Consider the following 16,638-nt stretch of genomic DNA (forward strand, 5'->3'; position numbering starts at 1 on the left):
TCAGCCTTGCTGCGTAGCCGGCGCGCGGCGTACACGCATCACGCTGCGGATGCCCGAGAGAAGCGGGGCGCGCGCCATGCCGGGCGAACGTCCGAAGCTCTCCGTGATGCGATCGAGGACGATCGCGAGCAACACCACGGACAAACCGCTCTCGAAGCCCAGGCCGATATCGAGCCGCTGAATGCTCGCGAGCACGTCGTTGCCGAGGCCGCCCGCGCCGACCATCGACGCGATGATGACCATCGAGAGCGCCATCATGATCGTCTGGTTCACGCCCGTCATGATCGACGGCAGCGCGTTCGGAATCTGCACCTTGTAGAGCAATTGCCACGGCGTGCAGCCGAACGCCTGACCCGCTTCCACGATCTCGCGATTCACATGCTTGATGCCGAGCGACGTGAGGCGCACCGCGGGCGGCATCGCGAAAATGACGGTGGACAGAATGCCGGGCACGCGGCCGAGACCGAAGAGCATGGCCGCGGGAATCAGATACACGAAGGCGGGCATCGTCTGCATCAGGTCGAGCACGGGACGCACGGCCATTTCGACGTATTTGCTCTTCGCCGTCCAGATGCCGAGCGGCACGCCGAGCAACAGGCTGATGAATGTTGAGGACAACGTAAGACCCAGTGTGATGACCATCTGGTCCCAGAAGCCCGTCGCATAGATCAGCAGTAGCGAGAGCAAGGTGAACGCGGCGAAGCGCCAGCCGACGCGCCATAAGCCGATGCCGACGAACAGCGCCATTAGCGCCCACATGGGAATGGATTGCAGGCTGTGTTCGATGAACGCGGCAAAGCTCTCGATGACCTTGCCGATGGAATCGAATGTTTTGGCGTCGTGGTCGAGCAGATAGTGAACGCCCTGATCGACCCAGCTACCGAGCGGAATGATTTCAGACATGGGAACCTCGATGGCGCGTTAAAACCTGCAGTACGTTCGTCTTGTTGACCGAACCGCAATACGAACCGTCCGCATCGACGACGGGCAGCGGCGCGGGGCTCGCGACCACACGGTTCACGACGTCGTCGAGCGTCATGCTTCGCTCGATGCATTCGATGTGATTGATCTGCGGCGCGACGTTGCCGTTCGAATCGCGACCGACGAAGCCGCGAATTCGGCGTTGCGCGTCGAGCACGAACGCGTAATCGGCGCTGCCGTTGAGCGTCGCCGCGACGCTCGTTGCGTCGATCTGCGGCGAATGCTTCATGAGCGGCACGGCGTCGGTCTGCATCAGATCGCCGGCCGTCAGATAGCGGCTCGTGTCGATGCCTTCGAAGAACGCCTCGACGTAATCGTCGGCCGGGTTCGTGATGATGTCCTGCGGCGTGCCGATCTGCACCACGCGGCCGCCTTCCATGATCGCGATGCGCGTGCCGATGCGCATCGCTTCCTCCAGATCGTGCGACACGAAGAGAATCGTGCGGCGCTGCTCGCGCTGCAGTTCGAGCAGCACGTTCTGCATTTCCTTGCGCTTCAGCGGATCGAGCGCGGAGAACGCTTCGTCCATGATCATCAGCGAAGGATTGACGGCGAGCGCCCGCGCCAGCCCGACGCGCTGCTGCATGCCGCCCGACAGTTGCGACGGCAGCTTCTGCGCGAACGCCGCGAGGCCGACCTGTTCGAGCACGGCCATCGCGCGCTTTTCGCGTTCCTTGCGTCCGACGCCCGCGACTTCGAGCCCGAACGCCGCGTTCGAAAGCACGGTGCGTTGCGGCATCAGCGCGAACGACTGGAACACCATGCTCATGTCTTTGCGGCGCAGCGCGGTCAGTTCCGAGCGCGGCACGGCGGCGACATCGCGTCCGTCGATCAGCACCTTGCCGGCGGTCGGATCGACGAGCCGGTTGATCAGACGAATCAGCGTCGACTTGCCCGAGCCGGACAGTCCCATCAGGACGAAAATCTCGCCTTCCTGGACGTCGAACGAGACGTTGTGGACGCCCACGATCTGCCCGGTGCGCGAGAAGACTTCTTCCTTCGTCGCGCCGCCGGCCAGCATATCCAGCGCCTGTTTCGGGCTATTGCCGAACACCTTGCACAGCCCTTCGACTACCACCTTGGGGGAATTCATTGAAACCTCCGGAAAGCGTGGCGGACATCCGTCCGCGCTGTGCATACATAGTTGCCAGAAAAAAGTGCCGTGAGCCGACTATTTGCGACAGCTACATGAAGAAATACGACAACGGAATAAGGCGATTCGGCGCGGGGCGCGGCGAAACCCTTGCGCGGCAAGGGTTTGCGAAGAGGCGGGGAGACAGGCGTGCGGTTTTTGGCGTGTCGCGCCGGGACAAGTCGCGGCGCGTTTTTCGATGCTCGATCGCGTGTTTGCGCCGAGCCGCTCAGGCGCCCGGGCGGATCATCTGGAACATTTCGCCGATCTCGGCGTAGTCGGCGCGATACCCCGCGCGCATGATCGGGCGGGCGGCGGCGGTATCGAAAAGACCGTCTTTCAGGAATTCGCTGCGGATATGCACGCCGACGACCTGCCCGAGCGCGAGCCAGTTGTTCATCGGCTGGCCGTCGAGATCGTGCAGGCGGACGACCTGAAGCAGCTTGCATTCGAGCGCCGCCGGCGATTCCGCGACATGCGGCACGCCGACGTTGCGGCCCGGCGCTTTCGTCAAGCCCGCGAGTTCGAATTCGTCGATACCGCGCGCCACCGGCGCCGACGTCCGGTTCATGCGTTCGGCGAGCGGGCGCGTCGACATGTTCCAGACGAATTCGCCGGTTGCCTCGATATTGCTGATGCTGTCCTTGCGGCCTTCGCTCGAAAAGCCGATCACGTACGGAAAGGTCGCGAATGCGCCGAAGAAGCTGTACGGCGCGAGATTCACGCTGCCGTCCGCGTCGCGGCTCGATATCCAGCCGATGACGCGCGGCGCGACGATCGCCTTGAACGGGTCGTGGGGCAGGCCGTGGCCTTCGTTGGGATCGTAGAAATGGACGTCGCCGGTCATGGGGCGCTCGATGCGTGGGAGTGAAGGAGACGAAAGAATACCGCGTCGGCGGATTCGGCAACGGGCGGGGAGAAAAGCGGCGGGGAGATGAAGCGTCGCGCGGTGAGCGCGGAGCGGAGAATCGTCGTACGACGAGGTGCGGAAACGGCTAGAAAAACTACAGAATCAGGAGAAAGCTGGCGGGCGGGTATTCGGCTTGCGCCGTTGGATTTTGCTGGCTTGGTATGTCCCGCGCCGCCTTTAGTGACGCATTACAGACGGACGCCGAATGCGGTACCGCGTGCCTTGCGCTGACGCTCCGCTTCACGGAAACGCGCTTGATACGAGTAGTCTTTGTCCATCGGCAGGTGCGGCGATTCGAAGATCGAAGCAAATTTTTGCAGCAGGGCGAAGAGGTAGCTCATGTCTGACTCCGGTTAGTGATTGAGGGTTTTCCCTTAGCAATGATTATAGGGATACCCCTCCCGGATTTCTAGTGCAACGCAACATTTCTTGAGCGGAAATGTGGTAGTTTTTCTACATCACCGGTCGATTCGACCGCTTTCACGTTGCTTTAATAAACAGGGACGGGACGCGCGCGTCCATGCGACGGGCGTGCGCGATGGATTGCGCGACACGTCGCCGCGCGAAACGGGAAAAGTGGAATCAGCGCCCGGTGCGGGCAGCCGATGCGGTCGAATCGGCGTCGGAGAGAAAAGCGAAGGTCGCGGGACGGCTGGCGTGCAGCAGCAGCACCGTTTGCGCGATGCCGGCCGCGAGCGTCGTGAGCATGGCGCAGAGCGTGATGGTCAGCAGCGTCTTCGTGCGCCGCGCCTGGGCGGCAGCCGTCGCGCGTTGCTCGGAAACGACCGCGCGCAGTGCATCGACCGTATCGGCGAAAGCCGTCGCGCGGGCGCCGTCGAGGTCGAGATCGGGCGCGGCGATCCACGCCACGCTCGCCTGCCGCGCGATGGCGGCGGCTTTGCCGGGCGTCGCCGGGCGGGGCGCGAGCGCATCCGCGATCAGCTCGCCCTGCTGCTGCGCGGCTTCTGCCGGCTCGCGCGGCGTCGCGTTGGTGCGCGCCGCGCGCCGCTTCGCCGTCGATTCCACCGCGGCCAGAAACACCTCCGGCAGCTCGAACCCTTCGAACGTGCCCTGGCGGATATCCGTGTTCATCGCCTGCAGCGTTGCGCGCTCGGCGTCCTCGGCGAAAAGATCGAGCGTTTCGCCGTAGCGCTGGCCATCGCTCAGATCGGCGAGACGTTGCGCGGAGCGCGCGGCGCGGTTCAGCTTTCGGTCGACGTCGATATCGGCGTTCGCCTCGGCGGATCGCCGGGGCTTCGCGGATGCAGCGGTTTCGTCGTCGACGATGTCGGATTGTCGGGGTACTGCGGGATCTGGCATAGGTCGAAAGGCTGCGGCGGCACTGCCGGCGCGCAACCGTCATGCGGTCAGGCAACAATTTTCGAGAGGCCGCATTGTCGCACGGCTGCGCGCCTTATCCAGCGGGCTTTTTGAGGAGAATGAGCGCGCCGCCGGTCAATTCGCTTCTTCCTCGCGAAACTCGCGGACGCTCTGAAGTTGCCGCAGACGATCGCAGATCGCCCGATATTCCTGCGACGACACGCGCGAAAGCTCGACCTGCACTTCGTCCAGTTCCGGCGTTTCCTCGCTTTGCTGCACGACGAACTGCTTCACGCGCACGCTGCCCGGCCCGAGCGCCTCGTGCAGGCCGTGAAAGGAGAGCGAGCCGCGATCGACGAGCATCGTCAGTTGCCGGCGCTGCCGCACGGTGATGAAGCGGCGTTCGAGCGGCTTCAGCCCCGCGAGAATGAGCAGGATGATCGCCGTCGCCGCAATCGACGCCGTGTACAGCCCGCCACCGACCGCGAGCCCGATCGCCGCGACGGACCACAGGCTCGCGGCGGTCGTCAGCCCGCGCACGATTTCGCCGCGCATCAGAATCGATCCCGCGCCCAGGAATCCGATGCCCGACACGACCTGCGCCGCCACCCGCGACGGATCGAGCACGACGTGATCGCTTCCGAGCGCATCGGCGAAACCGAACGCCGACACGATCATGATCAGCGCCGAGCCAACGCACACGAGCATGTGCGTGCGCAGCCCCGCCGCCCACGAAAGGCGCTCGCGCTCGAAGCCGATCACGCTGCCCAGCGCCGCGGCCAGCACGAGCCGCGAAATGAGTTCGACGTTGTTCAACATCTCGTTCATCTCCTTTGGTTGCAAGGCGCTGGCGCGCCGGAACGGGTTTGCTATGCTTCAGCGGCTACCCGCTAGCATTTTCGAAACATTTTTACAGAGTTGTCGTATGCAAGATCGACTCACGCGTGGCGAACCGGCGACGCCATCGACGAATCCTGATTCCGGCGCCGCGTTGCGCGCGCATTTCGCGGACATCGTTTTGCCGATATGGCGCGGCCCCGGCTTCAACGAGGCGCGGCGTTTGCCGTACGAAGCCGTCGCGCCCGACGATCACGCGCCGCTGCAGCCGTTGCGTTATCGCGCGATGGCGTGCGCGCGCCAGCTCTTCGTTTTCGCCGATGCAGGCGAACTCGAACACGCGAAGACGCTGTTCGAATCGTTACGGCACTCTTTTCAGGACACGCAGAACGGCGGTTGGTTCTACAGCGTGGATGCGGACGGCGCGCCGCTGGAGCGCCAGAAGGACCTGTACACGCACGCGTTCGTGATCTTCGCGTGCGCGCACTATGCGCGAAAAAGCGGATCGGCCGATGCGTTCGCGCTGCTCGATGAAACGTCGAAGCTCGTCGAAACACGCTTCGCAAATGGCGGCGACATCTTGAACGCCGCGCTTTCCGAGGATTTCACGCGCACGCTGGAAGGACCGCTGCAGAATCCGCTGATGCATCTTGCCGAAGCGTGGCTCGCCGCGCGCGAAGCCACCGGCGACGCCGCCTACGACGTGCGTTTAGCAGAACTCGCGGAATCGGTGGCGCGCACGTTCGTGCACGAGGCGACGGGCTGCATCGCCGAATTGCCGATCGGCGCGGCGGACAACCGGCTGGAGCCGGGGCATCAGTTCGAATGGTATTTCTTGGCGCTCGGCAGCGGCCATGCGGCGTTCGCATCGGCGGGACTGAACGAGCGGCTCGAGCGCGCGTTCGACTTCGCGCAGAAACACGGCGTCGACAAGGAAACCGGCGCGGTGTGCGCCGCGCTCGATGAAACCGGCCGCGTGATCGACGCCACGCAGCGCATCTGGGCGCAGACCGAATATCTGCGTGCGCTCGCCACGCGCGGCGATGCGCTCGGCGAACAGATCGAGCGTTTCCGCGCGCGCTTTCTGCACGCGCGCGGGTGGTTCGAATGCCGCTCGGCCGACGGTGAAATCAGCCGCGCGGACATGCCTTCCACCACGCCCTATCATCTGGCGACGGCTTACGCGTCGCTGCCGCTTTAGGCCAGCTGGAACACCGAAACGGCCGCCTTCAGTTGCCGCGTCTGCTCATGCAGTGACGACGCGGCCGCCGCGGCCTGCTCGACGAGCGCCGCGTTCTGCTGCGTCATCTCGTCCATTTGCGTGACGGCCTGATTCACCTGTTCGATGCCGACGCTCTGCTCCAGCGACGACGCGCTGATTTCCGCCATCATCTGCGTGACGCGCGAGATCGACGTGGACACGTCGCGCATCGCCGCGCCCGCGCGCTCGACGAGCACGGAGCCGTCGCTCACCTGCGCGACCGATTCGCCGATCAGTTCCTTGATTTCCTTCGCCGATTGCGCCGAGCGCTGCGCGAGTCCGCGCACTTCGCCCGCGACGACCGCGAAGCCGCGCCCTTGTTCGCCCGCGCGCGCCGCTTCGACGGCCGCGTTCAACGCGAGAATGTTGGTCTGGAACGCAATGCCGTCGATCACCGAAATGATCTCCGCGATCTTGTCCGAGCTTTGCGCGATCACGCGCATCTTCTCGACGACGTCATCGACCACGCTGGAGCCGCGCGACGTGGCTTCAAGCGCATCGCCGGCGAGCGTGTTGGCTTCGCGCGCGTGATCGGCGTTCTGTCGCACGGTCGCGGTCAGTTCTTCCATGCTCGATGCGGTTTCTTCCAGCGACGCCGCCTGATTCTCGGTCCGCGCCGAGAGATCCGCGTTGCCGCTCGCGATTTCATCCGCGCCGAAGTTGATCGACTCCGACGTTTCGCGCACCGTCTTCACCGTGCTCGCGACGCTTGCCTGCATCAACGCGAGGCCGGCGAACAGGCGGCCGATTTCATTGGTCCCGCGATCCGCGATGCGCTCGTCCAGACGCCCCTCGGCGATACGTTCGAAGTGACGGCCCGCTTCTTCGAGCGGCGCGATCACGCCACGGCGCAGCCAGAAATGCACGAGCACGATGCCCGCGATCAGCGCCGCCGCGATCGCGAAGCCCACCGCGCGGAACCACGTGTAGCGCGTGTCGATCGACTGCAGATACGCATTGCTCGACGCATTGCCGAAATCGACGAATTTCTGCTGCTCGGCGAGATAGCGGTCCTGGAAGCCTTGCGTCGGCTGATCGAGAAACGCCTGAATGTTGTTCGAGTCGAGATACTGCACGAGCTCGGACAGCGCCTTCGCGTACTCGGCGTATTTCGCCTGCAGCGCGGCCGTGCGCGCGCGATTCTCGTCGCCGGTCTTCGGCGCATCGAGGAACGACGTGAACGATTTCTCCGCGAGCGCGATCTCTTCGCGCGCGTGCTGCACGATCTCCACCGGCTCGGTGCCGCCGCGCACCATGCGCGTTCCGGCGCGCGACAGGTTGATGCGCGCGTCCATCAAATGCTGCGTGGTCTTGTTGACCGCGTTGACCTGCTTCAACGCGATATTGGACAGGCTGCCGACGTCGTCGTGCGTGCTCGAAAGCGACCAGAACCCGAGCCCTTCGGTCACGAGCTGAAACAAGCAAAACACCACCAATACGGCAAGCAAACCCGATGAAACCTTGATCTTTCCGAACATCACTTCCACCTGACTAACGAATTGAGCCGTTTCAACTCACGGCGATAGTCCGGGTTTACGGCAACGCGAACCACGATCTTGAATCGTTTGCCGCGAAGCCTGTCTACGCGTTTGGCGGGGCCATCGTGTGGTCCGTTACGCCGGCGATCCGCATCGGATGCGTGCACCGAAATGCGCCATTGCACGATTTCCGCCGAACTTGCTTGCAGAGCGCGCGAACGCTACCTATTGTCTTTGCAGTACGGCGCCGAACCCACCCAAGGAGTGTCCGAATGGCCGAAATCGTCGATATCGCGCGCGGTGCGCTGAATGCGCAACCGTTCAGCGCCTTGCTCGGAACCAAGCTGATGCAGGTCGATTCAGCGAGTCTCACGCTGTGTCTGCCGATCCGCGACGAGCTGAGGCAGCAACACGGCTTCGTGCACGGCGGGGTGGTGAGTTATCTGGTCGACAACGCGCTGACGTTCGCGGGCGCGCTGCGGCTCGGTCCGAAGGTGGTGACGGGCGAATACAAGATCAATCATCTGCGCCCGGCAGTGAGCGGCACGCTGATGGCCCGCGCGCGCGTCGTGCATGCGGGCATGACGCAGGCAACGTGTCAGTGCGATGTCTTCGTCACCGATGGCAACGCCGAGCGGCTCGTCGCGGTCGCGCAGGGAACGGTCGCGCGCATCGGCGATACGGCGGTCGAGGCGTTCTACAACGCCTGACGTCGTTCGCGTTTTTTCGCCGCTTCGCACGTGAAAAAGCCTCGCCGCGTGGCGAGGCTTTTCGTTCGTGCGCGTTGCTTCTTTACTTCGCCGCGACGGTCTTCTGCTGCTGTTCGCCGAGTCCCTGAATGCCGAGGCGCATCGTCTGGCCGGCCTTCAGATACACCGGGCTCGGCTTCACGCCCATGCCGACGCCCGGCGGCGTGCCCGTCGAGATGACGTCGCCCGGCTGCAGGCTCATCACCTTCGACAGATACGCGACCAGTTGCGCGACGGTGAAGACCATCGTCTTCGTGTTGCCGTTCTGGTAGCGCTTGCCGTCGACTTCGAGCCACAGATCGAGCTCCTGCGGATCCGCGATTTCGTCCTTCGTGACGAGCCACGGACCGATCGGGCCGAACGTATCGAAGCCCTTGCCCTTGTCCCACTGCGTGCCGTGTTCGAGCTGCCACTCGCGCTCGGAGACGTCGTTGATCACGCAATAGCCGGCGACGTAATCGAGCGCGCTGGCTTCATCGACGTACTTCGCTTCCTTGCCGATCACCACGCCCAGTTCGACTTCCCAATCCGTCTTGGTCGATGCGCGCGGAATTTCGACGTCGTCGTTCGGGCCGCAGATCGCGCTCGTCCACTTGCCGAAGATGACCGGCTCGGTCGGAACCGGCAGGTTCGATTCGGCGGCGTGATCCGCGTAGTTCAGGCCGATGCACACGAACTTGCCCACGCGCGCGACACACGGCCCGATGCGCGGATTGCCCTCGACCACCGGCAGCGACGCCGGATCGGCCGCACGCACTTTCGCCAGGCCAGCTTCGGTCAGCGTCGCGCCGGCGATGTCGTCCACGACCGACGAGAGGTCGCGAATCTGGCCGTCCGCGTCGAGAAGACCTGGCTTTTCCTGACCCTTCGGGCCGTAACGAAGCAGCTTCATCTGGTTTGATCCTCTATTTCTGCAGCAAGTTGAAAAGCGATGCGCGATCGGCCCGTTAGTTGGACCAGCCGCCATCGATGATGTGAATCTGACCCGTCGTGAACGACGACTCATCGGACCCGAGATACAGCGCGAGCGCCGCGATTTCATCGGCCCGGCCGACGCGTCCCATCGGCTGGCGCGCGACGAACGCCGCCTGCACCTGATCGACGCTCGCGCCCTGCGCCTTCGCCTGCTCCGCGATGCGCTCCTTCAGCGACGGCGACTCCACCGTGCCCGGACAGATCGCGTTGCAGCGGATGCCGCGCGTGACGAAATCCGCCGCGACGGACTTCGTCAAGCCGATCACCGCGGCCTTCGACGCGCCGTACACGAAGCGGTTCGGCACGCCCTTCACGCTGGACGCCGCCGACGACATGTTGATGATCGAGCCGCCGCCCTTTTCCAGCATCGCCGGAAGGAACGCGCGAATCGTGCGATACATCGCCTTCGCGTTCAGATCGAAGGCGAAATCCCAGTCGTCTTCGCTCGCTTCGAGAATCGAGCCGGCGTGGACGTAGCCCGCGCAGTTGAACAGCACGTCGACCGGGCCGACTTCCTTCGCGAGATCGTTGATCGCCGCTGCGTCGCGCACGTCGAGCTTGCGCGCTTCGAACGGCTTGCCGTCGAGCGATTCGATGCGGATGTCCGTCGCGATCACGCGCGCGCCCTGCGCCGCGAACATCTCCGCCGTCGCGAGACCGATGCCCTGTCCCGCCGCCGTGATCAGCGCGGTCTTGCCTGCCAGTCTTTGTACCATCCACTGCTCCAGTCGAAGTTGTTTTTGAGACATGCCGGGTATAGGGCGATTTCCAAGTCGGGCGATTTCAAAGTCGGTAGAACGCACGGGCGTTCGCGCCGAAAATCGCCTCTTGCCCGGCTTTTTCGAGATGCGCGGTCAGGCGCGTGGCGGCGGCGTGCCAGCCAGTGTAGTCGCCGTTGAGATTCAACACCGGCCAATCGCTGCCCCACATCAGCCTTTGCGCGCCGAACTGCGCGATGAGATGCTCGACGTAAGGTTGCAGCGTCGCGTCGCTCCAGTTCGCCGATGCTTCCGTGGCAAGTCCCGAGAGCTTGCAGTAGAGCTTTTGCGGCAACGCGGCGAGTTGCGCGATGCCGTCGGCCCACGGTTGCCACGCGGTGTCGACGCCGTCGCGGATCGGCGGCTTCGCGCCATGATCGACGACGATCCTGAGCTTCGGATACCGCCGCGCGAACTCGATCAGCGACGGAACGTGCCGCGCGAGGATGAGCGCGTCGAAGGCGAGATCGCGTTCGATCAGGCGCTCGATCGCATCGGCGCGCGGGGCGTGGGCGATCCACGTGTCGTCGGGCAAGTCCTGCAGCATCGGGCGAACGCCCTTGAACTTCGGATCGCGCGCGAATTCGTCGATGATTTTCAGTGCGTCGACGGAATCGAGCGGAACCCAGCCAACGACGCCCGCGATGGAATCGTCGTCGCGCGCAAGAGTCAGCAGATAGCGCGTTTCGTCGACGGTCGGCGCGGCTTGCACGACGACGGTCCGCGCGATGCCAGTGGCTTGTCGCAGCGGCGCGAGATCGTCCGGACCGAATTCGCGATAGAGCGACGCCATGTCCGGCGTGAGCCAGCCGTAATCGCCGCGTGCGGGATCCCAATAGTGCTGATGCGCGTCGATTCGGTCTTCGACGCTCATTGCGGCACCGGCGCGTTTGCGCGAAGCAAGCCTTCCGCGCGCAACGCATCCCATAGCGCGGATGGAATCGGTGTCGCGAACGATGCCGCGTTTTCGCGCACTTCATCGGGATTACGCGCGCCCATCAGCACGGTGGCCACGACTTTATGCGCATAAGGAAACTGGAGGGCGGCGCTCGACAACGCAACGCCATGTTCGCGACACACGCGCTCCAGTTTGCCGACGCGTTCGACAATTTCCTTCGGCGCATCGCCGTAGTTGAACTTGAGGTCACCGTGCGCGTTGGCATCGAGACCGCGCGCGAGAATGCCGGAATTGAACGCGCCGCCGAGCAGAATGCTCACGCCGCGCTTTTCACACTCGGGCAACAAGTCGTCGAGCGGATCTTGTTCGAGCAGCGTGTAGCGGCCGGCGAGCAGTGCGCAGTCGATGTCGTATTCGGCCATCGCTTCCATGACCGCCGCGCTTTCATTCACGCCGAGGCCGACCGCTTTCACACCGCGCGATTGCTTCAGTTCGTCGAGCGCGCGAAAGCCGCCTTCATCGGTCAACTGGCGCCAGTAATGCGCGTTCTTTTCGCCGTGCGTGAAGCGGCCGATGTCGTGGATCAGCACGATATCGATGTCGATCATGCCGAGCCGCTGCTGGCTGTCCTCGAAAGAACGGAGGATGCCGTCGTACGTGTAGTCGTAGATCGCCTGAAAGGGCAGCGGATTTGCCCAGCCTTCGCTGCCGTCATCGGGCGTCGTGCGCGGCACGAAGCGTCGACCGACTTTGGTCGAAAGCACGAAGTCGCCGCGCGGATAACGCCGCAACGCATCGCCCAGACGATGTTCGGCCTTCGTGTGGCCGTAGTGCGGCGCGGTATCGAAGAAGCGCATGCCCGCGCGCCACGCGGCATCGACGGTCGCGCGCGCTTCGTCTTCAGTCAGCTCGTGATAGAGCCCGCCGAGCGGCGCGGTGCCGAGCGCCAGCGCCGTCACTTCGAGGGATGTGCGTCCGATCTTGCGTCGACGTAAAACGACCTCCTGCGATCCTGCGCTCATGTGCAAACCCCGGTCGATTGATGCGGTGGCTGTCGGCGAAACCGATGCGGTGACGTCTACTGCGGCGTGACTATCGTGGCAAAGCGTGCGCCATCGTTGGCGCGCGCTACGAGGGAAACCATCGATGCAACGGTTCATCAATGAACGTATTATTCATATTCGCACAAACTGAAGTCAAGAATTGTGGCGGACGCTGTCGTCGGTGATTTCCCTAAAAGCCGTCGGCCGGCGACGTCGCACGTATTCCTCGAACTCCGCGCCTTCATGAATCGACGCACGCTCACCGCCGTTGACGCAGACGACAACGACGCCGAACGCTACCGCGCGCCCGCGCTCGACAAAGGGCTCGACATTCTCGAACTGCTGTCGGAGCAGAAGTCCCCGCTCACGCGCGCCGAAATCACGAAGCGGCTCGGGCGCAATGCGAGCGAGATGTATCGGATGCTGGAGCGGCTCGTCGCGCGGCAGTACGTCGTGCGCTCGCCGGAAGGCGACCGATATTCGCTGAGCCTGAAGCTGTATGCGCTCGCGCACCGGCATCCGCCGACCGATCGGCTAATCGCGGAGGCGCTGCCTGTGATGCAGCGTTTCGCCGATGCCGCCGAGCAATCCGTGCATCTCGCCGTCTACGATCGCGGCAATCTGCTCGTCATCGCGCAAGTGGACGGACCGGGGACGTGGGGCATTTCGGTGCGGCTCGGGTCGCGCGTCGGCTTGATCGACACGGGATCGGGCCGCATCATGCTCGCGTTCCAGACCGACGAGCAGCGCGAACACATGCTCGCGGAGCACACGAAAGTGAAAGGCGAACTCGCGGTCGATCATGCGGTGCTCGAAGCCGAGCATCGGCGCATCCGCGAACTCGGCTACTGGAAGAAGGACAGCCAGCAAACCTTCGGCGTCGTGGATGTCGCGTTTCCGTTGCTCGGGCCGGCCGGCCAGGCCATTGCGGCGCTGACCTGTCCTTATATGCGACGCATCGACGATTACGTGGCGCCTTCCGTGGACGACGTGGCCGCTCTGCTCAAAGATGCCGCCGCTGCACTCTCGATGACGCGCGACTGATCGGCGGACGCGTCGCGTTAGAATGGCGGCCCTCTCAAAAAGGCGGCCTGCGCGATGGCGGGCCGCCGCTACATCTCACGCATTACTCATGGCGAAACTTCTTTCCGATTCCGAATTCCAGCGTTTTTCCGAACTTCAGCAAAAGCAGGCGAGCTTCACGATCACACCCGACGAAGCCGACGAATTGCGCGATATCGTCGCGCGTGCGCAGAAGAAGCGCGACGACCGCGCGGCCGCCATGCAGGCGATCGAAGCGCACATCGCGCAATTCGACATCAGTCCCGACGAGCTTTTTTCGCCCGAGCAGATCGGCGACGCAGCGCGCACCTACGGACTGATTCCCGCTGCGAAGAAGGAGCGCACGCTGCCGCCGCAACTGACGCACAACGGCAAGCCGTACCAGTGGACGTCGCGCGCGCTGCCCGACGAAATCCGCGAGCCGCTGTTCGAGGCGTTCACGGCGGGACAGTCGGTGAAGGCGTTCATCGCGACGCCGAAGGACGCCTCGCGCTGCGCGCTGACCATCGCCCGGCTGGAACGGGAAACGGGAAGTTCGTATGCCGAAGCATTGCTGGAAGAACTGTCGCTGTCGCGCGCACAAGTCGACGACGCGCTCGCCAAGTTGGCCGCCTAACTGCCCGCGTTTTCCGGCGGCTGTGTCGGCGCACCGCACAGCCGCATCCTGAATCCGACGACGCCGGGATCTTCCGTCTTCGTCAATTCGAAGCCGGCCTTGCGCGCCAGTGCGATCATGCCGGCGTTCTCGCGCAACGCCTCGCCGATCATCCATCGCGTTCCGCGTTTTCGTTCGTAATCGATGAGCCGCGAGAGCAGCAGCCATCCCAGTCCTTGCCCCTTCATGTCCGACCGCGCGGCGAGCGCGAATTCGGCAGTCTCGTTGTCCGGATCGGCAATCGCGCGGGCGACTCCGAGCGTCTCGTGCGTTTCGTCGTCCTTCTCGCGCGTGACGATCAGCGCCATTTCGCGGTCGTAGTCGATCTGCGTCATCCGCGCGAGTTGCGAATGATCGAAGCTGCGCACCGCGCCGAAAAAGCGCAAACGCAAATCTTCGGCGGTATTCGCAGCGACGAATGCGCGATGCGCGTCCTCGTCTTCCGGGCGTATCGGCCGGACCGTGATGCGCATGCCGCGCCAGTCGAGTGTCTCTTCCATCGATCGCGGATACGGGACGATCGCGAGCGGCTTGCGATGCGCGCCGAGCGTGAGTTGCGGTTCGTGAACGGCGACGGCATCGCGCGTCACGCGAATCGTCAGCCGCAGCGCGACGATTTCCTCGATATAGCAAACGAGTTGCGATAACGCCGTCAGCGCATTCAGCAACATCTCCGCCGGCAGTTCTCGCGCGCGCGGCGAGCGCGCAATCAGGTCCCGCGCGAGCACGGGATTCAGCGGCGGCAGCGCGAATTCATGAAGCGCATCGGCGAGGCCCAGCGCGCCCGCCGTCTTGAATTCGACCACGGGGCCGAAGACGCGGTGATTCAGAAGACGGGTGTCGACCTGAATGGCATCACTGGAAAGCGAGTCGATCGGTCCCGGTTTCACGGTAAGACCGAAGCGCGATAACACGCGAGCCGCGCGCTCGCCGTTCAGTTCGCCGATGCCGTTTTCTAGCGCGATGCGAATCTCGCTCTGCGCATCGTCGATGTCTTTCGGCACATCGGCGGGAAGACCGTCGGGCGTCTGCATCAGCAACTCGCGTCCCTGGCGGAAATCTACCAGCCGCGCGAAGCCGCGCGCGAGGCGATGCGGCGTCGTGTGGACGGGAATGCCGTTGGCGTGTAACTCGTCGCGGGTGGCCGCATCGACGCAGCCGAAGAAGCACGCGAGCAACCCTCGGTACGCATGCCGCCGCTCGGCAATCAGCGTCCGCGCGACGTCGGCGACGGGCGCGCTGTGCGTCGGCGCATGAACGATGAACACGGTCCCGGTCTCGCGATGCGGCGCGAGCGCTTCCAGCGCGACGCCGAAATCCGCGGGCGATGCGTCATCGCCAAGCAGCAGCGGATTTCCCGCTTCCGCGCGAGGCAGCGCGGCGGCGATCGCGTCGCGCACATCGACGGGCCACGGCGCGAGACCATCGCCGGCGGCACTGAACGCGTCCATCGTCAGGGCACCGACGCCACGGTCGCTCGTGACGACCGTCGCGACATCGCCCGTCGCCACGCGGCCGATGCCGAGCGTTTCGATCTCGTCGAGCAGATCGTCGAGGGAATCGACGCGAACGAGCCCCGCACGGCGGAAAGCGGCGCCGTAAAGGCGGTCGAATGGATCGTCACGGCCCGTGCGCAAGACGAGGACGGGCTTGTTTCTCGCAGCCGCACGCGCTGCGGACATAAACTTGCGCGCGGACGTGATCTCTTCGACCGCAAGCAGAATCGCTCGCGTGGATGCATCGCTCGCCAGGTAGTCGAGGATATCGCCCGAGTCGACATCGGCTTCATCGCCCAGCGCGGCGATTCGCGAAAAACCGAGCCCTCGCGCCCTCGCCCAGCCGAGCACACCGTTGGTCAATGCGTTGGAACCCGAGACCCACGCAACGCGTCCTGACTTGACGTTGCATGCGGGAGCGCCGAGGCATGCGCCAATTGACGGCGACACGACACCCAAGCTTGCCGGGCCGACGACGCGCAACAGGAACGGCCGCGCAGCAGCGAGCGTTCGCGCAGTCCACTCGTCGCTATCGCTGGACGCGGAACGCTTATGCCGGTAATGGCCTTCGCGGGAACGCGATTCGCCCACGATCACCACTGCTTTTGTCCCGCGCCGGCCCAGTTGTTCGACGAGCGATGGCCACGTTTGAGGCCGCGTGCATATCACGGCAACGGCAGGCGCGTCGGGCAACTGACTGATATCGGGGAAGACCGGGTCCGCGCCAAGGAACTCGTATCTCGGGTTCACCGGCCACACGGGGCCGACGAAGCCCGCACAAAGCATGCGTGTCCAGACCATTTCACCGATGGTCCCTGGCCGGGACGATGCGCCGATCACTGCGATCGATTTCGGGGCGAACAGGATGTCGAGGTTGCGTACGGTCATCGGCAGCGCTTCACGAAGTTATGCGTCACCGACAAGGATAGGCGATGTTCCCGCGCGGGCGGATGCGGTGGAGTCGCAGTCATGTGGATTGAGCTACATGGCGGGGACTTTATGCGCATAAAGGTGGCCGCAACGGCGGGTGCGAAGCGACGCAAGCTCACCCGACTTTATGCGCATAAAGCCACTGCTGTCCCT

16 protein-coding genes are annotated in these 16,638 nt (G+C 64.2%); 4 read left to right on the top strand and 12 right to left on the bottom strand.

The genetic code is table 11. The features are described from left to right. From choW to NCR39_RS19790, 6 genes are all read right to left on the bottom strand, one after another. Positions 1-903 (bottom strand): choline ABC transporter permease subunit, encoded by a 903-nt coding sequence (choW, locus tag NCR39_RS19765; RefSeq protein WP_250453786.1) that lies wholly within the window; start codon positions 901-903, stop codon positions 1-3. Then, entirely contained in the window at positions 896-2,074 is a 1,179-nt protein-coding gene (locus NCR39_RS19770; protein ID WP_250453787.1) for a quaternary amine ABC transporter ATP-binding protein, read from the bottom strand. Before NCR39_RS19770 ends, choW begins: the two co-directional genes overlap by 8 nt. Before the next feature lie 268 nt (positions 2,075-2,342). Further along, the gene (locus tag NCR39_RS19775) at positions 2,343-2,960 is read right to left on the bottom strand and encodes a flavin reductase family protein (protein WP_250453788.1); all 618 of its coding nucleotides are present in this window, start codon (positions 2,958-2,960) and stop codon (positions 2,343-2,345) included. A 251-nt stretch (positions 2,961-3,211) separates the two neighbouring features. Beyond that, on the bottom strand, positions 3,212-3,364 hold the full coding sequence (locus NCR39_RS19780; RefSeq protein ID WP_167550966.1) for a hypothetical protein: 153 nt from the start codon (positions 3,362-3,364) through the stop codon (positions 3,212-3,214). A gap of 241 nt (positions 3,365-3,605) precedes the next feature. After that, entirely contained in the window at positions 3,606-4,343 is a 738-nt protein-coding gene (locus tag NCR39_RS19785) for a hypothetical protein (protein WP_250453789.1), read from the bottom strand. Between the two features lie 135 nt (positions 4,344-4,478). Continuing rightward, positions 4,479-5,162 (bottom strand): MgtC/SapB family protein, encoded by a 684-nt coding sequence (locus NCR39_RS19790; protein ID WP_040050622.1) that lies wholly within the window; start codon positions 5,160-5,162, stop codon positions 4,479-4,481. Positions 5,163-5,268: 106 nt separating this feature from the next. Between NCR39_RS19790 and NCR39_RS19795 the strand changes: the two genes are divergently transcribed. Next, positions 5,269-6,381 (top strand): AGE family epimerase/isomerase, encoded by a 1,113-nt coding sequence (locus NCR39_RS19795; protein ID WP_250453790.1) that lies wholly within the window; start codon positions 5,269-5,271, stop codon positions 6,379-6,381. Here NCR39_RS19795 and NCR39_RS19800 read toward each other — a convergent pair. Next, positions 6,378-7,919 carry a methyl-accepting chemotaxis protein gene (locus tag NCR39_RS19800; RefSeq protein ID WP_250453791.1) on the bottom strand — a complete coding sequence of 514 codons (1,542 nt, stop codon included), beginning with the start codon at positions 7,917-7,919 and terminating at the stop codon, positions 6,378-6,380. The two genes, NCR39_RS19795 and NCR39_RS19800, sit on opposite strands and share 4 nt — an antisense overlap. Before the next feature lie 272 nt (positions 7,920-8,191). Here NCR39_RS19800 and NCR39_RS19805 point away from each other — a divergent pair, with 272 nt between their 5' ends. After that, entirely contained in the window at positions 8,192-8,629 is a 438-nt protein-coding gene (locus NCR39_RS19805; protein ID WP_250453792.1) for a PaaI family thioesterase, read from the top strand. An 82-nt stretch (positions 8,630-8,711) separates the two neighbouring features. On the opposite strand, the gene NCR39_RS19810 is transcribed toward NCR39_RS19805, so the two are convergent. The 4 genes from NCR39_RS19810 to NCR39_RS19825 all read right to left on the bottom strand — a co-directional run bounded on the left by NCR39_RS19810 (position 8,712) and on the right by NCR39_RS19825 (position 12,321). After that, positions 8,712-9,560 (bottom strand): ureidoglycolate lyase, encoded by an 849-nt coding sequence (locus NCR39_RS19810; RefSeq protein ID WP_250453793.1) that lies wholly within the window; start codon positions 9,558-9,560, stop codon positions 8,712-8,714. A 55-nt stretch (positions 9,561-9,615) separates the two neighbouring features. Further along, positions 9,616-10,359 (bottom strand): SDR family oxidoreductase, encoded by a 744-nt coding sequence (locus NCR39_RS19815; RefSeq protein WP_250453794.1) that lies wholly within the window; start codon positions 10,357-10,359, stop codon positions 9,616-9,618. Positions 10,360-10,426: 67 nt separating this feature from the next. Beyond that, on the bottom strand, positions 10,427-11,275 hold the full coding sequence (locus tag NCR39_RS19820) for an amidohydrolase family protein (protein ID WP_250453795.1): 849 nt from the start codon (positions 11,273-11,275) through the stop codon (positions 10,427-10,429). Continuing rightward, positions 11,272-12,321: an aldo/keto reductase gene (locus NCR39_RS19825; protein WP_250453796.1), complete on the bottom strand. Its 1,050-nt coding sequence runs from the start codon at positions 12,319-12,321 to the stop codon at positions 11,272-11,274. Before NCR39_RS19825 ends, NCR39_RS19820 begins: the two co-directional genes overlap by 4 nt. A 264-nt stretch (positions 12,322-12,585) precedes the next feature. On the opposite strand from NCR39_RS19825, the gene NCR39_RS19830 reads away from it, so the two are divergent. Beyond that, positions 12,586-13,386, top strand: coding sequence for an IclR family transcriptional regulator (locus tag NCR39_RS19830; RefSeq protein WP_250453797.1), 801 nt, complete (start codon positions 12,586-12,588; stop codon positions 13,384-13,386). 88 nt (positions 13,387-13,474) lie between these two features. Continuing rightward, a complete protein-coding gene (locus NCR39_RS19835) occupies positions 13,475-14,020 on the top strand; it encodes a hypothetical protein (RefSeq protein ID WP_250453798.1) in 546 nt (181 codons plus the stop codon). Here the strand turns inward: NCR39_RS19835 and NCR39_RS19840 are convergent. Next, the gene (locus tag NCR39_RS19840) at positions 14,017-16,443 is read right to left on the bottom strand and encodes a bifunctional acetate--CoA ligase family protein/GNAT family N-acetyltransferase (RefSeq protein ID WP_250453799.1); all 2,427 of its coding nucleotides are present in this window, start codon (positions 16,441-16,443) and stop codon (positions 14,017-14,019) included. The two genes, NCR39_RS19835 and NCR39_RS19840, sit on opposite strands and share 4 nt — an antisense overlap. Positions 16,444-16,638: the final 195 nt, after the last annotated feature.

Source organism: Caballeronia sp. ATUFL_M2_KS44, from assembly GCF_023630965.1.
Taxonomy (GTDB): domain Bacteria; phylum Pseudomonadota; class Gammaproteobacteria; order Burkholderiales; family Burkholderiaceae; genus Caballeronia; species Caballeronia concitans.

Excerpts from the sequence above, each read along its gene's own strand:
- choW (WP_250453786.1), bottom strand. The coding sequence starts at position 903 with ATGTCTGAAATCATTCCGCTCGGTAGCTGGGTCGATCAGGGCGTTCAC.
- NCR39_RS19770 (WP_250453787.1), bottom strand. The coding sequence starts at position 2,074 with ATGAATTCCCCCAAGGTGGTAGTCGAAGGGCTGTGCAAGGTGTTCGGC.
- NCR39_RS19775 (WP_250453788.1), bottom strand. The coding sequence starts at position 2,960 with ATGACCGGCGACGTCCATTTCTACGATCCCAACGAAGGCCACGGCCTG.
- NCR39_RS19780 (WP_167550966.1), bottom strand. The coding sequence starts at position 3,364 with ATGAGCTACCTCTTCGCCCTGCTGCAAAAATTTGCTTCGATCTTCGAA.
- NCR39_RS19785 (WP_250453789.1), bottom strand. The coding sequence starts at position 4,343 with ATGCCAGATCCCGCAGTACCCCGACAATCCGACATCGTCGACGACGAA.
- NCR39_RS19790 (WP_040050622.1), bottom strand. The coding sequence starts at position 5,162 with ATGTTGAACAACGTCGAACTCATTTCGCGGCTCGTGCTGGCCGCGGCG.
- NCR39_RS19795 (WP_250453790.1), top strand. The coding sequence starts at position 5,269 with ATGCAAGATCGACTCACGCGTGGCGAACCGGCGACGCCATCGACGAAT.
- NCR39_RS19800 (WP_250453791.1), bottom strand. The coding sequence starts at position 7,919 with ATGTTCGGAAAGATCAAGGTTTCATCGGGTTTGCTTGCCGTATTGGTG.
- NCR39_RS19805 (WP_250453792.1), top strand. The coding sequence starts at position 8,192 with ATGGCCGAAATCGTCGATATCGCGCGCGGTGCGCTGAATGCGCAACCG.
- NCR39_RS19810 (WP_250453793.1), bottom strand. The coding sequence starts at position 9,560 with ATGAAGCTGCTTCGTTACGGCCCGAAGGGTCAGGAAAAGCCAGGTCTT.
- NCR39_RS19815 (WP_250453794.1), bottom strand. The coding sequence starts at position 10,359 with ATGGTACAAAGACTGGCAGGCAAGACCGCGCTGATCACGGCGGCGGGA.
- NCR39_RS19820 (WP_250453795.1), bottom strand. The coding sequence starts at position 11,275 with ATGAGCGTCGAAGACCGAATCGACGCGCATCAGCACTATTGGGATCCC.
- NCR39_RS19825 (WP_250453796.1), bottom strand. The coding sequence starts at position 12,321 with ATGAGCGCAGGATCGCAGGAGGTCGTTTTACGTCGACGCAAGATCGGA.
- NCR39_RS19830 (WP_250453797.1), top strand. The coding sequence starts at position 12,586 with ATGAATCGACGCACGCTCACCGCCGTTGACGCAGACGACAACGACGCC.
- NCR39_RS19835 (WP_250453798.1), top strand. The coding sequence starts at position 13,475 with ATGGCGAAACTTCTTTCCGATTCCGAATTCCAGCGTTTTTCCGAACTT.
- NCR39_RS19840 (WP_250453799.1), bottom strand. The coding sequence starts at position 16,443 with ATGACCGTACGCAACCTCGACATCCTGTTCGCCCCGAAATCGATCGCA.